General features: G+C 70.6%; 16 protein-coding genes. 9 read left to right on the top strand and 7 right to left on the bottom strand.

Annotated elements, in window-relative coordinates; all coding sequences use genetic code 11:
* The first annotated feature begins 200 nt into the window (after positions 1 to 200).
* The gene (locus ABZS64_RS03245) at positions 201 to 1,895 is read left to right on the top strand and encodes a class I adenylate-forming enzyme family protein (protein WP_355822518.1); all 1,695 of its coding nucleotides are present in this window, start codon (positions 201 to 203) and stop codon (positions 1,893 to 1,895) included.
* On the opposite strand, the gene ABZS64_RS03240 is transcribed toward ABZS64_RS03245, so the two are convergent.
* A complete protein-coding gene (locus ABZS64_RS03240; protein WP_355822516.1) occupies positions 1,882 to 3,216 on the bottom strand; it encodes a M6 family metalloprotease domain-containing protein in 1,335 nt (444 codons plus the stop codon). The two genes, ABZS64_RS03245 and ABZS64_RS03240, sit on opposite strands and share 14 nt — an antisense overlap.
* Positions 3,217 to 3,478: 262 nt before the next feature.
* On the opposite strand from ABZS64_RS03240, the gene ABZS64_RS03235 reads away from it, so the two are divergent.
* Positions 3,479 to 4,129, top strand: coding sequence for a TetR/AcrR family transcriptional regulator (locus ABZS64_RS03235; RefSeq protein WP_355822514.1), 651 nt, complete (start codon positions 3,479 to 3,481; stop codon positions 4,127 to 4,129).
* 84 nt (positions 4,130 to 4,213) lie between these two features.
* A complete protein-coding gene (locus ABZS64_RS03230) occupies positions 4,214 to 5,740 on the top strand; it encodes an MFS transporter (RefSeq protein WP_355822512.1) in 1,527 nt (508 codons plus the stop codon).
* A gap of 93 nt (positions 5,741 to 5,833) precedes the next feature.
* Here the strand turns inward: ABZS64_RS03230 and ABZS64_RS03225 are convergent, their stop codons facing one another.
* Positions 5,834 to 6,349, bottom strand: a complete 516-nt coding sequence (locus ABZS64_RS03225; protein WP_355822510.1) for a MarR family transcriptional regulator — start codon at positions 6,347 to 6,349, stop codon at positions 5,834 to 5,836.
* A 114-nt stretch (positions 6,350 to 6,463) separates the two neighbouring features.
* Between ABZS64_RS03225 and ABZS64_RS03220 the strand changes: the two genes are divergently transcribed.
* Positions 6,464 to 7,246: a class III extradiol ring-cleavage dioxygenase gene (locus ABZS64_RS03220; RefSeq protein WP_355822508.1), complete on the top strand. Its 783-nt coding sequence runs from the start codon at positions 6,464 to 6,466 to the stop codon at positions 7,244 to 7,246.
* Positions 7,247 to 7,341: 95 nt separating this feature from the next.
* On the opposite strand, the gene ABZS64_RS03215 is transcribed toward ABZS64_RS03220, so the two are convergent.
* Entirely contained in the window at positions 7,342 to 7,869 is a 528-nt protein-coding gene (locus ABZS64_RS03215) for an N-acetyltransferase family protein (protein WP_355822506.1), read from the bottom strand.
* A 147-nt stretch (positions 7,870 to 8,016) separates the two neighbouring features.
* On the opposite strand from ABZS64_RS03215, the gene ABZS64_RS03210 reads away from it, so the two are divergent.
* Complete coding sequence (locus ABZS64_RS03210) at positions 8,017 to 9,015, top strand: sigma-70 family RNA polymerase sigma factor (protein WP_355822504.1); 999 nt, start codon at positions 8,017 to 8,019, stop codon at positions 9,013 to 9,015.
* A 119-nt stretch (positions 9,016 to 9,134) separates the two neighbouring features.
* Here the strand turns inward: ABZS64_RS03210 and ABZS64_RS03205 are convergent, their stop codons facing one another.
* Positions 9,135 to 10,109 (bottom strand): transcriptional regulator, encoded by a 975-nt coding sequence (locus ABZS64_RS03205; protein WP_355822502.1) that lies wholly within the window; start codon positions 10,107 to 10,109, stop codon positions 9,135 to 9,137.
* A gap of 62 nt (positions 10,110 to 10,171) precedes the next feature.
* Between ABZS64_RS03205 and ABZS64_RS03200 the strand changes: the two genes are divergently transcribed.
* The 4 genes from ABZS64_RS03200 (at position 10,172) to ABZS64_RS03185 (ending at position 15,568) form a co-directional block, all read left to right on the top strand.
* Positions 10,172 to 11,680: an MFS transporter gene (locus ABZS64_RS03200; protein ID WP_355822500.1), complete on the top strand. Its 1,509-nt coding sequence runs from the start codon at positions 10,172 to 10,174 to the stop codon at positions 11,678 to 11,680.
* A 203-nt stretch (positions 11,681 to 11,883) separates the two neighbouring features.
* Positions 11,884 to 12,645 (top strand): DeoR/GlpR family DNA-binding transcription regulator, encoded by a 762-nt coding sequence (locus ABZS64_RS03195; protein ID WP_355822498.1) that lies wholly within the window; start codon positions 11,884 to 11,886, stop codon positions 12,643 to 12,645.
* On the top strand, positions 12,642 to 13,595 hold the full coding sequence (pfkB, locus tag ABZS64_RS03190; protein WP_355822496.1) for a 1-phosphofructokinase: 954 nt from the start codon (positions 12,642 to 12,644) through the stop codon (positions 13,593 to 13,595). Before ABZS64_RS03195 ends, pfkB begins: the two co-directional genes overlap by 4 nt.
* Positions 13,592 to 15,568, top strand: a complete 1,977-nt coding sequence (locus ABZS64_RS03185; RefSeq protein WP_355822495.1) for a fructose-specific PTS transporter subunit EIIC — start codon at positions 13,592 to 13,594, stop codon at positions 15,566 to 15,568. The genes pfkB and ABZS64_RS03185 overlap by 4 nt, the downstream gene beginning before the upstream one ends.
* 15 nt (positions 15,569 to 15,583) lie before the next feature.
* On the opposite strand, the gene ABZS64_RS03180 is transcribed toward ABZS64_RS03185, so the two are convergent.
* The 3 genes from ABZS64_RS03180 to ABZS64_RS03170 all read right to left on the bottom strand — a co-directional run bounded on the left by ABZS64_RS03180 (position 15,584) and on the right by ABZS64_RS03170 (position 18,874).
* Positions 15,584 to 16,357, bottom strand: coding sequence for a DUF6227 family protein (locus tag ABZS64_RS03180; RefSeq protein WP_355822494.1), 774 nt, complete (start codon positions 16,355 to 16,357; stop codon positions 15,584 to 15,586).
* A gap of 144 nt (positions 16,358 to 16,501) precedes the next feature.
* Positions 16,502 to 17,581 carry a P1 family peptidase gene (locus ABZS64_RS03175; RefSeq protein WP_355822493.1) on the bottom strand — a complete coding sequence of 360 codons (1,080 nt, stop codon included), beginning with the start codon at positions 17,579 to 17,581 and terminating at the stop codon, positions 16,502 to 16,504.
* 69 nt (positions 17,582 to 17,650) lie between these two features.
* Positions 17,651 to 18,874, bottom strand: a complete 1,224-nt coding sequence (locus tag ABZS64_RS03170; RefSeq protein WP_355822491.1) for a low temperature requirement protein A — start codon at positions 18,872 to 18,874, stop codon at positions 17,651 to 17,653.
* Positions 18,875 to 19,018 lie beyond the last annotated feature (144 nt).

Below are 19,018 nucleotides of genomic sequence, written 5' to 3'. Positions count from 1 at the left end.
ACCCGTCGGCCGGCACCGGAGAGATCCGGTGCCGGCCGAAGCGATGCGTCTGCTGCGCCGCCTGACGGCGAACGTGACCAGCGGGGGCTGAGCGGGTTCCCGACACCCCGGCTCGTTGGCAAATACACCGACCTTGACGCCGTGAGTGCGGCGGCATAGCGTCGCGCACGTACTGAGCAAGCGCTTGGAGAGGGTCGACCGTGCCGAACCCCGATTCCCCCGCAGGCCCCGACGCGATCCTCGCCGCCCCCGGCGCGCCCTTCGCCGTCGTACGGGGTGAGGACGGCGGGCTGCTGTACGCCGACGGGCCGCGGACCCTGCGGGAGTTCGTCGAGGCCACATGGTCGTACGGATGCCGGCCGTTTCTCGTGGCGGAGAGCCGGACCCTGACGTACGGGGAGTTCTTCGCCGAGGCGTGCGCGCTCGCGCGGCGGTTCGTCGATGTGTACGGGCTGCGTCGCGGCGACCGGGCCGTCGTCGCCATGCGGAATCACCCCGAGTGGCAAGTCGCCTTCTGGGCCGCCCAGTTGGCGGGCCTCGTGACCGTGCCGCTCAATGCCTGGTGGACCGAGGACGAGTTCACCTACGCACTCGACGACTGCACACCGAAGGTGCTCCTCGTCGACGGCGAGCGGCTGCCGCGGGTGCGGACGTGGGCACTGCGCAACCGCGTGCCCGGGGTGGTCTTCCACGGTGCGGCCGACGGGGGGTCTAAGGCGGCTGAAGAAGGGTTCGAGGCGTACGAGCCGGTCACCGACCCCACTCTCGCGCCGCCCGACATCGAGGTGCGGGCCGAGGACGACGCCACCGTCATCTACACGTCCGGGACCACCGGGCGGCCCAAGGGCGCCGTCGCCACCCAGCTCGCGCAGGCCGGGGCCGCGCTCAATCCGCGCTTCCACGCCGTCTCTTCGAGCCTCGCGCGCGGGCTGATGCCGGGGCAGGGGCCCGCGCCGGTGGCGCTGATGACGTTCCCGTTCTTCCATGTGGCCGCGTTCACCACGCTGTACTCGACGATGGCGGTCGGCGGGACCCTTGTACTGATGAGGAAGTGGGACGCCGAGCAGGCCCTCGCGCTCATCGAGCGGCACCGTGTCACGCACTACTCCGGGGTACCGACCACCGCGCTCCAGCTGCTGGAGGCAGCCGAGCGGGCCGGGTCCGAGCTGGAGACGCTCACGCATCTCAGCACCGGCGGTGCCGCCGCACCGCCCGACCTCGTGGCCCGGCTGACGGCCCGCTACGGGCAGCGGATCGAGCCGCGCAACGGCTACGGGCTCACCGAGACCAGCGGCGGCGTGCTCGCCAACTTCGGTGCCGGATACCGCGAGAACCCGGGAAGCGTGGGGCGGCCGACGCCCGCCACCGAGGTGCGCATCGCCGGGCCCGGCGGCGAGCCGCTGCCCGATGGCGAGGTCGGCGAGCTGTGGCTGCGCGGCCAGTCGCTGGTGCGCGGGTACTGGAACAATGCGGCCGCGACCGCCGCCGCGTTCCAGGGCGGCTGGTTCAGGACCGGCGACCTCGCGACCGTGCGCGACGGGCGGGTCAGCATCGTCGACCGGCTCAAGGACATGGTCATCCGCGGCGGCGAGAACGTGTACTGCGTCGAGGTCGAGGCGGTCCTGCACGACCACCCGGATGTCGCCGACGCCGCGGTGCTCGGCGTCCCGCATCCCGTGCTCGGCGAGGAGGTGGCGGCCGTCGTGCAGCTGCGCCCCCGGGCCGCTGTCACGGTCGACGAGCTGCGGGCCCATGTCGGCAGGACGCTCGCCGCCTTCAAGGTGCCGGCGCATGTCTTCGTACGGGACGAGCCGATGCCCCGGAATCCGACGGGGAAGATCCTCAAGCGCGAGCTGCGGGGGTTCCTGGGAGAGCAGCAGCTCAGGAACGGGTGACGCGCACCCGGTAGGTGCCGCGCTCCTCACCGACCACGGCGATACGGACGCGGTTCTTCCGGTCGACGAAGGTCTGGCCCGGCCGGTACGGCGCGTCCGACAGCTCCGCGTGCACATTGGGGCGACGTGTACAGCCTCCGCTGTTCTGTTTGCTGTCCGCGACCGCCACCGGTCCCTGTCCGGTGTCCACGTCGGACTTCACGCGGTAGATCAGGACGCCCGGCTCGCACACGGCCTCGTCGTTGCCCGCCCGGGTGCGCACCTCCACCGCGTATCCGGAGTCCTCGCTCAGCGGCACGATCGCCATCTTCGCGCCGCCCGATGTGGCCAGCGGCGTCAGCTTGTACTCCGTGGTGCCGGGCGCGGACGCGCAGCCGATCTGGTCGGCGTCCAGCCAGCCCAGCTTCCATTTGTGCCAGCCCAGCAGGTCGTTATTGGCTCCCCAGTCCTCGGACATGATGTCCCAGTGGCCGACCGCGCCCCCGCCCTCGGCGGTGTAGAGGTCGGGCAGGCCGAACACATGGCCGTTCTCATGGGGCAGGACGCGATAGCCCGTCTCGGTGTACGACCCGGAGCCGTCGTCCTGACGGCTGTAGACGAAAGACGTGTTGGCCAGCGGCACGCCGTCCGCCGTCGGTGCGTCGTCGTTGCCGGAGAAGGTCACGGACAGCACGGTGTCCAGCGCGGACGGCCCGGCGTTCGGCGTCATCAGTATGTTGACCAGGTCGTACGCGCTGAAGTCCACCTTCGGGTCGGCGGCGGCCACGATGTCCTGGACGAGCTGGCGGTAGCCCGGCTCATAGGGGGAACCGCGCTCTATCCCGTACGCGGCGAAGGGCATCGGCATCCGCAGCCAGTCGGTGATCGGGGCCTGCGGGCGGTATCTGAGGCGTCCGTACGAACTGGTCCGGAACCAGTCCGAGGTCTGCGGGAAGAACTCCGCCAGCCGGTCCAGCGCCGGCCCGGGCCCCTCCGCGTCCGGGAAGTCGACCATCAGGTTGAGGGCACGGAGCTCGCCGGTCGAGCGCGAATAGCCGGGCGGGGTCGGCATGCCCTCCGACATCTGGACCCCCAGCGTGGAGGCGATGCGGCACGGCCCGAGCCCCGACTCGTCGGCGGCGGCCACCGGTCCCGCGGAGGCGCGGTTGGGGACGGGAAGCGTGGCGCTCGCCGTGGTGAGGGCGGCGAGCGCGAGAGCGGCGAGGGCGCCGAGGGCGCCGAGACGGTGGGATCTGCCTGCTGTGCCTGCTCTGCGTGTCCTGCGTGTTCTCCTTCTGCCGGTCCTGCTGGTCCTGCGTATCCGGTGGCGCGTCGGCTGCATGCAAACGCCCTTCGGGTCCGCGGCAGCAGGCCGGGCCCTGGCTGCGCTCTGTGCGATCAGCCTGTGACGGGCAGTGGCGGGCCGCGCGCCGGGGTGGGCCGATCGTGCGAATTTCGCGCAGAGGGTATGTGTGACGCAGGTCACACCCTGCCTGGGAAATAACCGGGGATCGTTTCCCCGTTTGACCTCGTGTCCCCGCGAAACGGGGAAGCGATCCCCGCTTACGTAGAGATGCGAAGCAGACACGAGAGGAAGTGGAGCCTTGAGCCCCGCCGCCGACACCGAAACGCGCCGCGTCACCCGGCCGCGGGCAGACGCCCTGCGCAACCGGGAGCGGATCGTGACGGCAGCGCGCGAGACCTTCGTGGAGTTCGGACCCGACGTCCCGCTCGACGAGATCGCCCGCCGCGCCGGCGTCGGCAACGCCACGCTCTACCGCCACTTCCCCGACCGCGACACCCTCATCCACGAGGTGGTCCTCTCCGTACTCTCCCGCACGACGCAACGGGCGCAGGAGGCGGCGGCAGAGGAGACGGACGCGTTCGAGGCGCTGCGGCGCTTCACCCACGCGGCCGCCGATGAGCGGATCGGGGCGCTGTGCCCGCTGCTCTCGGGTGCCTTCGACAAGAACCATCCCCATCTGACCAATGAGCGCGTACGTCTGGAAGAGGCGGTCGAGGGCCTCTTCTCGCGCGCCCATGAGCAGGGCCGTCTCCGCGCCGATGTCGCCGTCGGAGATTTGCTCGTCGGTCTCTCCCAGCTCACCCGGCCCTTGCCGGGCACCGCATGCGTGAACCTCGACCGGTTCGTCCACCGCCATCTGCAGCTGTTCCTCGACGGCCTCGAAGCGCCCGCGCGCTCCGAACTGCCGGGCACGGCCGCGACCTTGGAGGACCTGCGCGACGCCGATTAATTCAGTTGGCTTCGCCGGTCCTACCTACAACTCTTTGACCACACACCCGTTTTGACCTCTCCGCACCCTTAGGTGGCTAAAGCCATGTCAAAAACAGCCGGTATCCCGGATATATCGCTTCCGGACCCCAGCCGCTGGAAAGCGCTGGTGTTCATCGCCCTGGCCCAGCTGATGGTGGTGCTCGACGCGACGATCGTGAACATCGCGCTCCCCACCGCCCAGCAGGACCTGGGTATTTCCGACGGCAACCGTCAGTGGGTCATCACCGCCTACGCCCTGGCCTTCGGCGGACTGCTGCTCTTCGGCGGCCGTATTGCCGACCTGTGGGGCCGCAAGCGCACCTTCGTCGTCGGTCTGCTCGGCTTCGCCGCTGCTTCCGCGCTCGGTGGCGCGGCCACCAGTGAGGCCATGCTGCTCGGCTCGCGCGCACTTCAGGGTGCGTTCGGCGCACTGCTCGCGCCCGCCGCGCTCTCTCTGCTCGCGGTGATGTTCACCGACGCCAAGGAGCGTGCCAAGGCCTTCGGTATCTACGGTGCGATCGCCGGTGGTGGTGGCGCCGTCGGCCTGATCCTCGGCGGCTTCCTCACCGAGTACCTGAACTGGCGCTGGACCTTCTTCGTCAACATCCCCTTCGCGATCGTCGCCGCCGTCGGTGCGTACTTCGTGATCCGTGAGCCGGCCGGCACGCGCAACCGTTCCTCGCTCGACATCCCCGGTGTCGTCCTGTCCACCCTGGGCCTGGTGGCGCTGGTGTACGGCTTCACCCGCGCCGAGTCGGCCGGCTGGTCCGACAGCCTGACCGTCGGCATGTTCATCGCGTCCGCGGCGCTGCTTGCCGCGTTCGTCGTCACCGAGGCGAAGGTCAAGTCCCCGCTGCTCCCGCTGCGCGTCCTGACCGAGCGCAACCGCGGTGGTGTCTACCTCTCGCTGGGTCTCGCGATCATCGCGATCTTCGGGCTGTTCCTCTTCCTGACCTTCTACCTCCAGGTCGTGAAGGACTTCTCGCCGGTCAAGACCGGCTTCGCCTTCCTGCCGATGATCTCGGGCATGATCGTGGGCTCGACCCAGATCGGCGCCCGTCTGATGACCAGGGTTCCGCCGCGGCTGCTGATGGGCCCCGGCTTCCTGGTCGCCTCGGTCGGCATGCTGATGCTGACCCAGCTGGAGATCGGCAGTTCGTACGCAGGTCTGATCCTGCCGGCGCAGGTGCTGCTGGGTCTGGGCATGGGTACGGCGTTCATGCCGGCGATGTCGCTGGCCACGCACGGCGTGCGTCCGGAGGACGCCGGTGTGGCGTCCGCGATGGTGAACACCTCGCAGCAGGTCGGTGGCGCCATCGGTACGGCGCTGCTGAACACGATCGCGGCCTCGGCCACGACCGCGTACATCACCTCGCACGCCGCGGGGGCGGCCGACCCGAAGCTCCTCCAGCTCCAGGGCATGGTGCACGGCTACGCGAACGCCATCTGGTGGGCGGTCGGGATCCTGGTGGCCTCGGCCGCCATCGCCTTCACGCTGATCAACACCGGGCGTCCGGGGGCCGGTTCGGTCACCGCGGCCTCGGGTGACGGTGTCGAGGACGAGGTCAAGGTTCCCGTCGTCGCGCACTGACGGGGGCTGAGAGGTCATAGAGCGGACAGGGCCCTGCCCGGGGTGAACCCGGGCAGGGCCCTTCGCGTGCTGTCGGAGGCGGTACGTGTGCGGTCAGCGCAGCCAGGGCAGGTCGGCGCCCGAGTCCTGCGGCTGCAGCCCCTCTGCCAGGATCCGCATGATCTCGCCCAGCTGGTCCACCTGCTCCGGTGTGAGCCGGTCGAACATCGCCTGCCGTACAGCCTCGACATGTCCGGGCGCGGTCTCCTGAAGGATCTTGAAGCCCTCGTCCGTCAGTGCCGCGTTCTGCCCGCGCTTGTCGGAGGGGCAGTCCTCGCGGCGGACCCAGCCGTTCTTCTCCAGGCGCGCTATCGCGTGCGAGAGCCGGGAGCGGGTGATCTTGGCGTCGATGGCCAGCTCGGTCATCCGCTTGCGGCGGTGCGGGGCCCGGGAGAGCTGGACGAGCAGGCCGTAGTAGATGTGCGGCATGCCCGCGTCGCGCTGCAGCTGGCGGTCGAGGTGGTCTTCGAAGAGGGTGGTGGCATGCATATAGGCGCGCCAGACGCGCTGTTCGTCCTCGGTGAGCCAGCGCGGTTCGAGGCCGCCCCCGCCAGTGGATGCCGTGTTCATACATCCCACTCTACGACCCATTCTTGAAAGTTTAACTAAATCGGGTTAAAGTCTGGCTAGCTTGAAAGTTCAAGTAGGCCGGAAGAGGCCGGAAGACATCCGGGAGCCGCTGTCATGAATGCCACCTCAGCCGCGGAGCGCATGCCCGCCCTCTATCTCTCCCACGGCGCCCCGCCGCTCGCCGACGACGCCCTCTGGCCGGGCCAGCTCGCCGCCTGGTCGGCGTCCCTGCCGCGCCCGAGGGCGATCCTGATGGTCTCCGCCCACTGGGAAGAGGCCCCGCTCGCGCTCGGCGCGGTCGAGACCGTGCCGCTGGTGTACGACTTCTGGGGCTTCCCCGAGCACTACTACCAGGTGCGCTACGAAGCGCCCGGCGCGCCGGAACTCGCCGACTCCGTACGGAAGTTGCTGCGTGGCGCCGGTACGCCGGTGCAGGACATCCCGGACCGCGGGCTCGATCACGGTGCGTATGTCCCGCTGGTGGAGATGTTCCCGGACGCCGACATCCCCGTACTTCAGATCTCCATGCCCACGCTCGACCCGCAGAAGCTGATGGAGATCGGCCGCAGGCTGGCGCCGCTGCGGGACGAGGGTGTGCTGATCGTCGGCAGCGGCTTCTTCACCCACAACCTGGCGGCGCTGCGGCACGGCGGGACTCCCGGCTGGTCGGTCGAGTTCGACGACTGGGGGCGGCGGGCACTCGCTGGGGCCGATGTGGACGCGCTGCTGGACTTCGAGAACAAGGCGCCGGCCGGGCGGCTGGCCCATCCGCGGACGGAGCACTTCGCGCCGCTGTTCGTCACGCTGGGAGCGTCCCAGGACGAGCTGGAGAGAGGGCGGAGCGTGATCGACGGCTTCTGGATGGGGCTGGCGAAGCGCTCCGTGCAGTTCGGCTGAGCCGGGTTCAGCTCCCGCTCAGCTCCCGCTCAGCTCCCGCTCAGCTCCCGCTCAGCTCCCGCTCAGCTCCCGCTCAGCTCCCGCTCAGCTCCCGCTCAGCTCCCGCTCAGCTTCTTCTCGTACCAGGCCACATCCCAGTACCGGCCGAACTTCCTGCCGACCTCTTCGTACGTGCCGATGTGCCGGAATCCGAAGCGTGCGTGCAGCCGGGCCGACGCCTCGTTCGGCTGGGCGATCCCGGCGTAGGCGCGATGGATGTCCTCGCCGTCCAGGGCCTCGAACAGCGTCTTGTAGAGGAGCGTGCCAATGCCCCTGCCTGCAGCCTCGGGGGTGCAGTAGACGCTGACCTCCACGGAAGTGGAGTACGCGGGCTTGGGGCGGAAAGGGCTGCTCGTCGCGTATCCAAGAAGTAGGGCAGAACGGACATCCCGAGCAACCAAAAGGCGGTACGGGCCGTCTTCAGGGTGGGAGTGCAGCCACGGGCGGCGCCCCTCGGGGGTGAAGGCGGACGTGTCGAATGTGACGGCCGTCTCACGCACGTAGTGGTTGTAGAGCTCCGTGAGGGCCTCGAGATCGGCCTCGGTGCCTGCCCTGACCTGCACCTCTGCGTGTTCCTGCGGCACACTTCCTCCCTCGTGGCGGGACAGGGTACTGCAAGATCACGAAAATCTATCCATGGTGTGGGAATTCTGTCCGGATTCCAGTCGTTGTTTCCATCGGATGCAGGGCACCCGGAAGGGTGTCGCGACCTACTCAGCAAGGGAGCTCGCATGGCAACCCGTGCCGTCGCCCGTCGTCAGTCCGACTCCAGTGGGACCGGCCGGGCAAGCAGCGTTCGCGCCGTGGGCGGGGAGATCGCCGACCGCGACCTGGTCGGCATGTACCTCGATGAGATCGCGCGTACGCCGCTGCTCGACGCCGCCAAGGAAGTCGAGCTGTCCCAGACCATCGAGGCGGGCGTGTATGCCCAGCAGATCCTCGACGGAGAGGTGGACAGCGATGCGGGCGGAGCCACGCGCGAGGAGCTCGAGGCGCTGGTCGCCGACGGCGAGCGCGCCAAGGACGTCTTCATCCGCTCCAACCTCCGGCTCGTGGTGGCCGTGGCGCGGCGCTATCCGCGCAGCGGGCTGCCCCTCCTCGACCTGATCCAGGAGGGCAATGCGGGCCTGGTGCGCGCGGTCGAGAAGTTCGACTACGCCAAGGGCTTCAAGTTCTCGACGTATGCCACGTGGTGGATCCGCCAGGCGATCACCCGCTCCATAGCCGACCAGTCCCGCACCATCCGGCTCCCCGTCCACCTGGTGGAGGAGCTCGGTCGTATCCGCCGTGTCCAGCGCGAGTTCAACAGGGAGAACGGCCGCGAGCCGGAGGCGGCCGAGGTCGCCAAGGAGCTCGGCTCGACGCCCGAGCGGGTCACGGACGTGCTCGACTGGGCACGTGACCCGGTCAGCCTGAACATGGCGGTGGACGACGCGGGCGAGACGCAGTTCGGCGATCTGCTCGAGGACACCTCGGCGATCTCGCCGGAGCAGTCGGTGCTTACGCTGCTGCGCAGCGAGGAACTCGAGGACCTGATCGGCAAGCTCGACCACCGTACGGCTTCGATCATCCGCATGCGGTACGGCATCGAGGACGGCCGGGAGCGCACGCTGACGGAGGTCGGCAAGCAGCACGGCCTGACGCGCGAGCGGATCCGCCAGATCGAGAAGCACGCGCTGCTCGAGCTGAAGCGGATGGCGCGGGACACGGGCTTCGACGCGGCCGCGTAAGCGCCGCCAGCCCCCAAGAGCGGACCCCGGCACCCTCCCCCCCGGTGCTGGGGTCCTTCCCTGTCCGGACCGACTGCCATCGGGTACCGACTGGCATCGGGTTCCGTCCGGACCGACTGTCACCGGGCGGGAACCGAGCCCCCGGTCGACCGGGTCAGGCGCGCGCCCAGGTCCGTCATGTACTCCACCAGCGGGCGTGGGCCGTGGACCGTGAACTCGCAGTCCACCAGGGCCAGTCGGAGCGCCAGCCACTCCAGCGAGTCCGCCGCCTTCGCCCGCAGCCGGCAGGTCGCCTCGCCCGTGGGGGCGGGCGCGCCCAGCGTGTCCGGGAGGCGCGCGGCGACGAACTCCGCCGGGGCCTCGAAGCTCACATCGAGGTCGAACTCAGGCTGCCGGGACATCGTGTGCCCGAGGAGCTCCGCCGCGCTCCCCGTCGGCAGCTCCCGCGGCACGAAGCGTGCTCCCGTGGCGAAGGGCTCGGAGACCCGGTCGACACGGAACGTACGCCAGTCCTCGCGCCCGATGTCGTACGCGACGAGATACCACCGGCGGCCCGTCGACACGAGGCGGTACGGCTCGGCCTGCCGCTTGGTCTCCGTCCCGTCGCCCGCGCGGTAGCCGAAGCGGAGGCGTTCGCGCCCGGTCGCGGCGCCCGCGATGACCGTCAGCGTGTGCGGGTCGATCGTCGCACCGTCGCCGCGGGTCAACGGGATCGTCGCCGCCTGGAGGGTGGTGACCCGGTGCCGCAGCCGGGACGGCAGCACCTGTTCCAACTTGGCGAGGGCGCGTACGGCGGCCTCCTCGATGCCCTCGATGGCATGGCCCGCGCCCGCGCGCAGACCGACCGCGATCGCGACGGCCTCCTCGTCGTCGAGGAGCAGCGGCGGCATGGCGGCGCCCGCGACCAGGCGGTAGCCGCCGATCGCGCCCTTCGTGGCCTCGACCGGATAGCCGAGGTCCCGCAGCCGGTCGATGTCCCGCCGGATGGTGCGCGGGCTCACGTCGAGGCGCTCGGCGAGCTCGCTGCCCGGCCACTCGCGCGGAGTCTGGAGGAGGGAGAGCAGATTGAGGAGTCGTGCCGGAGTGTCCGTCATGTTTTCCAGGATGCCCGTCATCTAGGACATGGGCTGACCTATATCCGCTCTATGTTCTTCCCATGAGTTCACAGCCCGCCGTAACGGATACGGCTTCCGACCGGCGCCGATGGATCGCACTCGCCATCGTCATGACCGCGGCTTTCATGGATCTGGTCGACGTCACCATCGTCAATATCGCGATCCCGAGCATCGAGCGGGACCTGGGGGCGTCGTTCGGCGCCATCCAGTGGATCACCGCCGGATACGCGCTCGCCTTCGCCGCCGGTCTGATCACGGGCGGACGGCTCGGTGACATCTACGGCCGCAAGAGGCTCTTCCTCATCGGCATCACCGGCTTCACGCTCGCCTCCGCGCTCTGCGGCTTCGCGGCGAACGAGAACATGCTGGTCGCCTCCCGGCTGCTCCAGGGCGCGACCGCAGCGATGATGGTGCCGCAGGTGCTCGCGATCATCCACGTCACCTTCCCGGCGCACGAACGCGGCAAGGTCTTCGGCATGTTCGGCGCGATCATCGGGCTCGGCGCGGTGTCCGGACCGCTGCTCGGCGCCCTGCTGACCCAGTGGAACCTCTTCGGCCTCGAATGGCGGCCGATCTTCCTGATCAACCTGCCCGTCGGCATCGCCGGGCTGATCCTGGGCCGGAAGTTCATCACCGAGTCCCGCGCCCCGAAGGCGCTCAGGCTCGACCTCGTCGGCGTCGCGCTGGTCACGGCGGGCCTGCTGATGCTGATCTACCCGCTGACGCGCGGCCGTGAGCTCGGCTGGCCGCTGTGGGGTCATCTGTGCATGGCCGGCAGCCTGGTCGTCTTCGCCGTCTTCGTGGCGTACGAGAAGAGGAAGACCCGCAAGGACGGTTCGCCGCTGGTGGAGCTGTCGCTGTTCAAGGTGAAGAGCTTCGCCGCGGGCATCGCCGTACAGCTCACGTTCGGCATCGCCTGCGGGATCTTCTTCCTGGTCTGGACGCTGTACATGCAGATAGGCCTTGGCTGGTCGCCGCTGCGGGCGGGGCTGACCGGAGTGCCGTTCTCCATCGCCGTCTCCACGGCGGCGGGGATGTCCGTCCAGAAGCTGGTGCCGCGCTTCGGCCGGAAGGTGCTCCAGGCGGGCGCGCTGACGATGGCCGCGGGCCTGCTCCTCTATATCTGGGAGGCCGGGCGGTACGGCACCGCGATCCACTCCTGGCAGATGGTGCTCCCGCTGGTGGTCATGGGCGTCGGGATGGGGCTGATCGTGGCGCCGCTGACGGACGCGGTGCTCTCCGACGTACCGCGCGAGCACTCGGGCTCGGCGTCCGGGCTGATCAACACGACGCAGCAGATGGGCAATGCGCTCGGACTCGGTCTGGTGTCGGTGGTCTTCTTCGGGTCGATCGACGACCGGATCGCGCCGAGCGCTGTCGGGAAGGCGTTCGGGGACGCGTTCCAGAGCTCGCTGTGGTGGGTGGTGGCGGTGCTGGCCGTGATCTTCGTGGTGATGTTCGCGCTGCCGTCGCGGCCGAAGCAGCATGTGGAAGGGGCGGAGGCAGAGGTTCTGGACGAGCAGGAGCCGGAGCCTGTGCTCGCGCACTGAGGCGGTCGAAGGACTCGGATACGAGGCCCGGCCCGGGATGCGTCCCGGGCCGGGCCTCGTTGTTGTTCCGCGCCCGGCGCTGGTGTTTCGCGCCATGTCCGTTCCATGTCCGCTCTATGCCCGGGTCTGTTTACTTCGCGGAAATCGGAGCGTAGTCTGCTGCCGAAACAACGGGTTCGGGCATGGAACGGATGTAAACCCACATGTACGCACCGGAGCGCCAGCAGGAGATCCTGCGCCTCGCCCGCGACGGCGGCCGTGTCGATGTGCTCTCCCTCGCCGAGGAGTTCCAGGTCACCGCCGAGACCATCCGGCGCGACCTCAAGGCCCTGGACCGGGCCGGGCTCGTCCGGCGCGTGCACGGTGGCGCCATCCCGGCCGGGCGCCTCGACTTCGAGCCCGATCTCGCCGAGCGCGAGTCCACCGCCGCGGACGAGAAGGACCGCATCGCGCACGCCGCGCTCGCCGAACTGCCCATGGACGGCAGCGTGATCCTCGACGCCGGGTCCACCGTGGGCCGCCTCGCCGCCGCCTTCCCGCTGGAGTGCTCGCTCACCGTCGTCACGCACGCCCTGCCCGTCGCGGCCCGCCTCGCCGACCACCCCGGTATCGACCTCCATCTGGTGGGCGGCCGGGTCAGGCACCGCACACGCGCCGCCGTCGACGCGTGGGCGCTTCGGGCGTACGGAGAGATCCACGCGGACGTCGTCTTCCTCGGCGCCAACGGCTTCTCGGCGGCCGGCGGCCTCACCACGCCCGACCTCGCCGAGGCCGCCGTCAAGCGCGCGATCGTCTCGGCGGCGCGGCGCGTGGTGCTGCTCGCCGACTCGGCCAAGCACGGGCAGTCGCACTTCGCCCGCTTCGGCGACCTCGCCGACGTCGACCTGCTCATCACCGACAGCGGGCTCAGCCCCGAGGACGCCGCGGCGATCGAGGCCGCGGGAACGGAAGTCGTACGCGCATGATCCTGACCGTCACCCCGAACCCGTCGCTGGACCGTACGTACGAGGTCCCGGCGCTGGACCGCGGCGAGGTGCTGCGGGCCACGGCCGAGCGGATGGATCCCGGCGGCAAGGGCGTCAACGTCTCGCGGGCCGTAGCGGCCGCGGGACACCGCACAGTCGCCGTCATGCCGCTGGGCGGGGCGCCGGGCGCGCTCGTCGCGGAACTCCTCGCGGGGCAGGGCATCGAGGTCGAGCCGGTCCCCGTGGCGGGCGCGACGCGCTCGAACATCGCGCTGGCGGAGCCGGACGGCACACTGACGAAGATCAACGCGCCAGGTCCCGAACTGAGCGCCGCGGAAGCCGAGTTGCTTTTGTCCGCGGTCAGGGACCACTCTGGGTCCGCCGCGTGGATCGCGTGCTGCGGCAGCCTGCCTCGTGGCCTCGCGCCCGAGTGGTACGCGGAGTTGGTGGTACGGGCGCACGCCGCGGGCGCGCGGGTCGCCCTCGACACCTCGGGCCCGTCCCTGCCGGCGGCCCTCGGCTCGCACCCCGACGTCGTCAAGCCGAACGCCGACGAACTCGCCCAGGCGGTGGGCCGCCCGCTCGCCACGGTCGGCGACGCGGTCAAGGCGGCGGAGGAACTGCGGGAGCTGGGTGCGCGGGCGGTACTGGCGAGCCTGGGCGCGGACGGCCAGCTGCTGGTCTCCGGCGCGGGCGTGTTCTTCGGATCAGCCGTCGTCTCGTCCGTCCGCAGCAATGTCGGGGCGGGCGACGCGTCACTGGCCGGATTCCTGGCCGCGGGCGGCGAGGGTGCGGACGCCCTGGCCGCCGCGGTCGCACACGGTGCGGCGGCGGTGCAGCTGCCGGGCAGCGTGATGCCGACCCCGGCCGACCTCGACCCGTCCGCGGTCACCGTGACCGCAGACATCCCCCTGGACCGAGTACTCACCGAGCAAGGGAGCCCGCGATGAGCGACATGATCACCGCGGACCTGGTCGACCTCGACCTGGCCGCGACGACGAAGGAGGCCGCGGCCCGTTCGCTGGCCGAACGGATGGTGAGGCTGGGCCGGGTCACCGACCTGGACGGCTTCCTGGCGGACGTGGCGGCGCGCGAGGCCCAGATGCCGACGGGCCTGGACGGCGGGATCGGCATCCCGCACTGCCGCAGCGAGCATGTCACTGAACCGACCCTGGCCCTCGGCCGCTCCTCCCGGGGCATCGACTTCGGCGCCCCGGACGGCCCGGCTGATCTGATCTTCCTGATAGCGGCTCCGGCGGGCGCGGACGACGCGCATCTGACGATCCTGTCGAGCCTGGCCCGCCACTTGATGGACGAGGCCTTCACGGGAGCGCTGCGGTCGGCGACCGACGCGGGTGAGGTGGCGGCACTCCTGCGCGGCGACGAGCCCGCGCCGCCCGCCCCGGCCGGTGGCGCGGGGGAGACCCCTGGTTCGGAGGACCGCCGTACCCCGTTCCGTATCGTCGCCGTCACCTCCTGCCCCACCGGCATCGCCCACACCTACATGGCCGCCGAATCCCTCGAAAAGGCCGCCGAGGCCGCCGGTGTCGAACTCACCGTCGAGACCCAGGGCTCCGCCGGGTTCACCCGGATCGCCCCCGAGCTCATCGCAGCCGCCGACGCCGTGATCTTCGCTCACGACGTCCCCGTACGGGACAAGGAGCGCTTCGCCGGGAAGCCCACCGTCGACATCGGCGTCAAGGCAGGGATCAACCGGCCCGCCGAACTCATCGCGGAGGTGCGCGGGAAGGCCGAGCGCGGTGAGGTCACCGCGCAGGCCCGCCGCACCGCGCCGGTCGACGCCGCCGGCGAGCCCGGCGAGGGCTACGGCACAAAGCTCCGCAAGTGGTTGATGTCCGGCGTCAGTTACATGGTTCCGTTCGTCGCCGCCGGAGGCCTTCTCATCGCCCTCGGCTTCGCCCTCGGCGGCTACGAGATCTCCGACGCCAAGTCCGTCGCCGAGCACTTCGTCTGGGCCGACCACACCAGCTGGGCCGCCCTCCTCTTCCAGGTCGGCGGGCTCGCCTTCAGCTTCCTCGTGCCCGTACTCGCCGGGTACATCGCCTACGGAATGGCCGACCGCCCCGGTCTCGTCCCCGGCTTCGTCGGCGGCGCGATCGCGCTGACCATCAACGCCGGATTCCTCGGCGGCCTGATCGCCGGTCTGCTCGCGGGCGCCACCGTCATGGCGATCCAACGCCTCAAAGTTCCCAAGCCGCTTCGCGGCATCATGCCCGTCGTCGTGATCCCGCTGCTCTCGTCGATCGTCGTCGGATTCCTGATGTTCCTGGTGGTCGGCAAGCCCATCGCCGAACTCCAGAAGGCGCTCACCGACTGGCTGTCCAGCCTCTCCGGTGCCAACGCGGTCATCCTGGGCGTCGTACTCGGCCTGATGATGTGCTTCGACCTCGGCGGCCCGCTCAACAAGGTCGCGTACACCTTCGCGGTCGGCGGTCTCGCCAACCCCAACGACGGCTCCCTCAAGGTCATGGCCGCCGTGATGGCCGCAGGCATGGTCCCGCCGCTGGCGATGGCGCTGGCCACCGTCGTACGCGGCAGGCTCTTCACCAGGACCGAGCGTGAGAACGGCAAGGCGGCCTGGGTGCTCGGGGCCTCGTTCATCACCGAGGGCGCGATCCCCTTCGCCGCGGCCGACCCGCTCCGGGTGATCCCGGCGGCGATGGCGGGCGGCGCGGTCACCGGCGGGCTTTCGATGGCCTTCGAGTGCACCCTGCGCGCTCCGCACGGCGGCATCTTCGTGGTGCCGCTGATCGGCAACCCGTTCCTCTACCTCGTCGCGATCGTCGCGGGCACGGTCGTGAGCGCGGGCGTCGTCATCCTCCTCAAGGGGGCACGCAAGCAGCAGCCCGAGCAGGCCCTCGCCACGGCCGACGAGGAGCCTAAGGTGCTGGCGGCCGCCTGAGCCGCCGCGGCAACCTCAGCGCACCCGCGCGCGCAGCTCCATCGCTTCGCGCGCGGTGTGCTCCTCGGCGTACACCTCGCACATGTGGCGGCCGTCCGGAGTCGCCGTGTGCTCCACCTCCCACAGGCTCGTCTCGGTGCCGTCGAGCAGCAGGAACGCGTGCTCGTACAGCGTGAAGCCCGCGTCCTTGCCCTCCACCTGGCACTGGCGGCCGAAGACCTGCGTGATGTGGTGGGCGAACGCCGCCTGCAGCAGGCTCGCGGTCTCCTCGCCCGGCTGGTCGGCGTTCTCGGCGCGGCGCAGCACGCGGCGCGCGTGGTCCGGGGAGTCGTCCGGGACGTACATCCTGGGGAGCGGAGCCGCGGGCGTCGCCATCAGGCTGGACAGGAGCTCCCAGTCGGCCTCCAGATCCGCGTCGAGCCCCGCGTCCGCACCGTCCGGGTCGTCGCCCACGAGCCCGGCGAAGCCCGGGAAACCGGCGGGCAGCCGCGAGGCGGCGAGACGGGCCTCCGACTCCTCGGTGTAGAGCTCGTGCTGCTCGGCGCCGTCGCGCCCGGTGTTGTGCACCAGCTCCCACAGGACGAGGGAGCTTCCGTCGCTGAGGAGGTAGGCGTGCCGGTACGTCGCGCGGTGCAGCGCGGCGCTGTGGTGCGAGGAGTGCAGCGAACTGGCATGGGCCAGCGCCGAATCGAGCCGTTCGATCGTCGAGTCGGGCAGGTCGAACGAGTTGAGCGCCCGCCCCAGGAGTCGCTCGAGGTGCGTCTCGGTTGTCTCGTACGGATCGTTCAAGATGGGTCTCCAGGCCGTCGCCGCAAGTCACTTGGTGATTGCTAAACGTAGCCCCTGGGTCTGACAACGCGTCCGGGGTTCGGGAAAACGAAGGGCGTCCGGGGGAAGTTCCCGTGCTCCGGGGCAACCGGGTTGTCCCGTACGTCAGTCGATGTCGTACAGGTCCCGGTACGAAGGGAAGACCCCGCCCGGACCCTCGACGCCGCGGGCCGCGAGGACCGCGTGGACGATCGCCCGGGTCACCACGTCGGCGCCCGCCGCCAGCACCTCGTTGAGGGCGAGCGGATTGGCCTCGTCGAGCGCTACGGCGCCGGTGGCGAGGGCGAAGACCGTGTCCCCGTCGTTGAGGAGATGCACCGGGCGTACGGCGCGTGCGATGCCGTCGTGCGCCGTGCCCGCGAGCTTCTGCGCCTGCGCACGGGTGAGAACGGCGTCGGTGGCGACGACTGCCAGGGTGGTGTTGAGCGGGGGAGGGCCGTTCTTCTCGCGGGCCTCGGCGAGGCGGAGCTGGGCCGCGGCGTGGACGTCGGGGGAGGGGTGGGCGACGCGGCCCGTGAAGTACGACCCGTACAGCGCACCCGTCCGCGGATCGACTGCCGAGCCAGCGGCGTTGGCCACGACCAGCGCGGCGACGGTGATCCCGGAGTCCAGGACGGCGCTCGCGGTACCGACCCCGCCCTTGAACTGCCCGACGACCGCCCCGGTGCCCGCGCCGACGCCGCCCTCCTCGACCGGCGCGCCCTCGTCCGTACGGGCTGCCGCCTCGACCGCGGCCCGTCCGGTCGCGGCGTCCGGCCTGGCCCGCCAGTCGCCGCCGCGCCCGAGGTCGAAGACACAGGCCGCGGGGACGACCGGCACGACGTGGGACGGGTCGGGGCCGACGCGGACGCCGCGGCCCTGCTCCTCCAGCCACGCCATCACACCGGCCGCTGATTCGAGGCCGTACGCGCTGCCGCCGGTCAGGACGACCGCCTCGACGCGCTGGACGAGATTGCGGGGGTCGAGGGCGTCGGTCTCACGGGTGCCGGGGCCGCCGCCCCGTACATCCACGGCGGCGATCGCGCCGCCCGCGGGGGCGAGGACGACGGTGGTGCCGCTGAGCGCGCGGTCGCCGGGCACGCGCGCGTGGCCGACGCGCAGCCCCGCCACGTCGGTCAGCCCGCCCCGCGCTCCACGCGGCTCCCGGTCCGTCGGTCCGCCCGTCGGTGCGTCATGTGCTGCCATGAGGCCCATGCGTACCACGGGACTTGGCGCAACGCCCGGGGGCGGGACGCGTCTCGGCCGTGGCGTCGGTCACGCCGTGGCCGGCGTCCGGGCGGTGAGCGTGACGCCGACCGCCACCGCTGCCGCCGCCACAAGCCCGGCTGCCAGAACCGCCCAGTCCCCGGCGAACGTGCAGAGCAGGATCGCCACCGCGGTAAGGGGAAGGATCAGCTGCTGGGCGGCGCCCACCTTGAAGTAACGCGAGTGCAGGCCCCACACCAGCAGCATGAAGACGGCCGAGGGGACGGTGACGGCAGCCGATGCGGCGGTGGTGGAGATATGTGCCTTGCCCGCGGCCTGCTCGACGGCCACCTCGATGCCCGCTCCGATCGCCGCGGCCGAGGCGAAGATCCCGTAGTGGCCGTAACCCCACAGGAATCCCTGCCTGTTGGACGCGAGACGGTCGTGGACAGGGACGACGAAGTAGATCCACCAGGCGGCGAAGACGATGAGGAGTCCGCCTGCGGCGATCGGGAGCAGGTCGCCGAGCGCCTCCTTCTCGTCGACGCCGGACTTCACGGCGACGGTGGCCGCGGCGATGGTCTCGCCGAGCACGATGATGGTGAACAGGCCGTAGCGTTCGGCGATGTGGCGCGCGTGCCAGTCGGTGTGGAAGTCCTTCTCGGCGTACACCGGCACGCACATCTCGGCGATCGCCATCACCAGGAAGATCCAGCCACGGGCCGACTCGGGCGCGAACAGCAGGGCGCTCCAGCCGATCTGGCAGAGGATCACGCCGCCCGCGTACCGCAGGGCCATGGTCCGCTCGGGGCCCGACGCGGCCCGCGCGGCTCTCAGCCACTGCGCTGTCAGCGCGACGCGCATCACGAGGTAGCCGAACCAGACGGCCAGGAACTCGTGGTCCTGGAAGGCGCGGGAGACACCGGCGGCGAGGATGAGGACGCCGGCGATCTGGACGAGGGTGACCACACGGTAGAGGGCGTCGTCGTTGTCGTACGCCGACGCGAACCAGGTGAAGTTCATCCACGCCCACCAGATGGCGAAGAACACCATCACGTAATTGAGAACGCCGTCCCCCGCATGGTCCTCGGCCACGGCATGCACCAGCTGAACACCGGCCTGGGCGATCGCGACCACGAAGCAGAGGTCGAAGAAGAGCTCAAGAGGCGTGGCCGCGCGGTGCTCCTCGTCGCGCCGACGGGCGACGAGGGGCCGCAGGGGCCACAACGGACTCGACGAGCTCAACGGCTTCGACGACTTCGGTGGGCGGCCGGCGCTGGGCGTGTGAGTCATGCGCCAAGCACAGCAGAGGGTGAGCGAGCGGACCGCTAGACGCGCGAAGGAGCGATTCGGGCCAGTGGGGCGGCGGGGCCCCGGGCCGGTGCGCCACCGGGGCCGTGGCGTCGTGGGGACACCCCAGCCGCGGGGCCGCGGGGT

Origin of the sequence: Streptomyces sp. NPDC005408, from assembly GCF_040606445.1 — a bacterium.
Taxonomy (GTDB): Bacteria; Actinomycetota; Actinomycetes; order Streptomycetales; family Streptomycetaceae; genus Streptomyces.
Note: the sequence above shows the minus strand (reverse complement) of the source record. Positions and strands in the feature narration are given on the sequence as shown.

Coding starts and splice junctions, on each gene's coding strand:
- pfkB (WP_355822496.1), top strand. CDS start 12,642: ATGATCCTGACCGTCACCCCGAACCCGTCGCTGGACCGTACGTACGAG.
- ABZS64_RS03170 (WP_355822491.1), bottom strand. CDS start 18,874: ATGACTCACACGCCCAGCGCCGGCCGCCCACCGAAGTCGTCGAAGCCG.
- ABZS64_RS03210 (WP_355822504.1), top strand. CDS start 8,017: ATGGCAACCCGTGCCGTCGCCCGTCGTCAGTCCGACTCCAGTGGGACC.
- ABZS64_RS03185 (WP_355822495.1), top strand. CDS start 13,592: ATGAGCGACATGATCACCGCGGACCTGGTCGACCTCGACCTGGCCGCG.
- ABZS64_RS03200 (WP_355822500.1), top strand. CDS start 10,172: ATGAGTTCACAGCCCGCCGTAACGGATACGGCTTCCGACCGGCGCCGA.
- ABZS64_RS03240 (WP_355822516.1), bottom strand. CDS start 3,216: ATGCAGCCGACGCGCCACCGGATACGCAGGACCAGCAGGACCGGCAGA.
- ABZS64_RS03225 (WP_355822510.1), bottom strand. CDS start 6,349: ATGAACACGGCATCCACTGGCGGGGGCGGCCTCGAACCGCGCTGGCTC.
- ABZS64_RS03175 (WP_355822493.1), bottom strand. CDS start 17,581: ATGGCAGCACATGACGCACCGACGGGCGGACCGACGGACCGGGAGCCG.
- ABZS64_RS03230 (WP_355822512.1), top strand. CDS start 4,214: ATGTCAAAAACAGCCGGTATCCCGGATATATCGCTTCCGGACCCCAGC.
- ABZS64_RS03205 (WP_355822502.1), bottom strand. CDS start 10,109: ATGACGGACACTCCGGCACGACTCCTCAATCTGCTCTCCCTCCTCCAG.
- ABZS64_RS03195 (WP_355822498.1), top strand. CDS start 11,884: ATGTACGCACCGGAGCGCCAGCAGGAGATCCTGCGCCTCGCCCGCGAC.
- ABZS64_RS03220 (WP_355822508.1), top strand. CDS start 6,464: ATGAATGCCACCTCAGCCGCGGAGCGCATGCCCGCCCTCTATCTCTCC.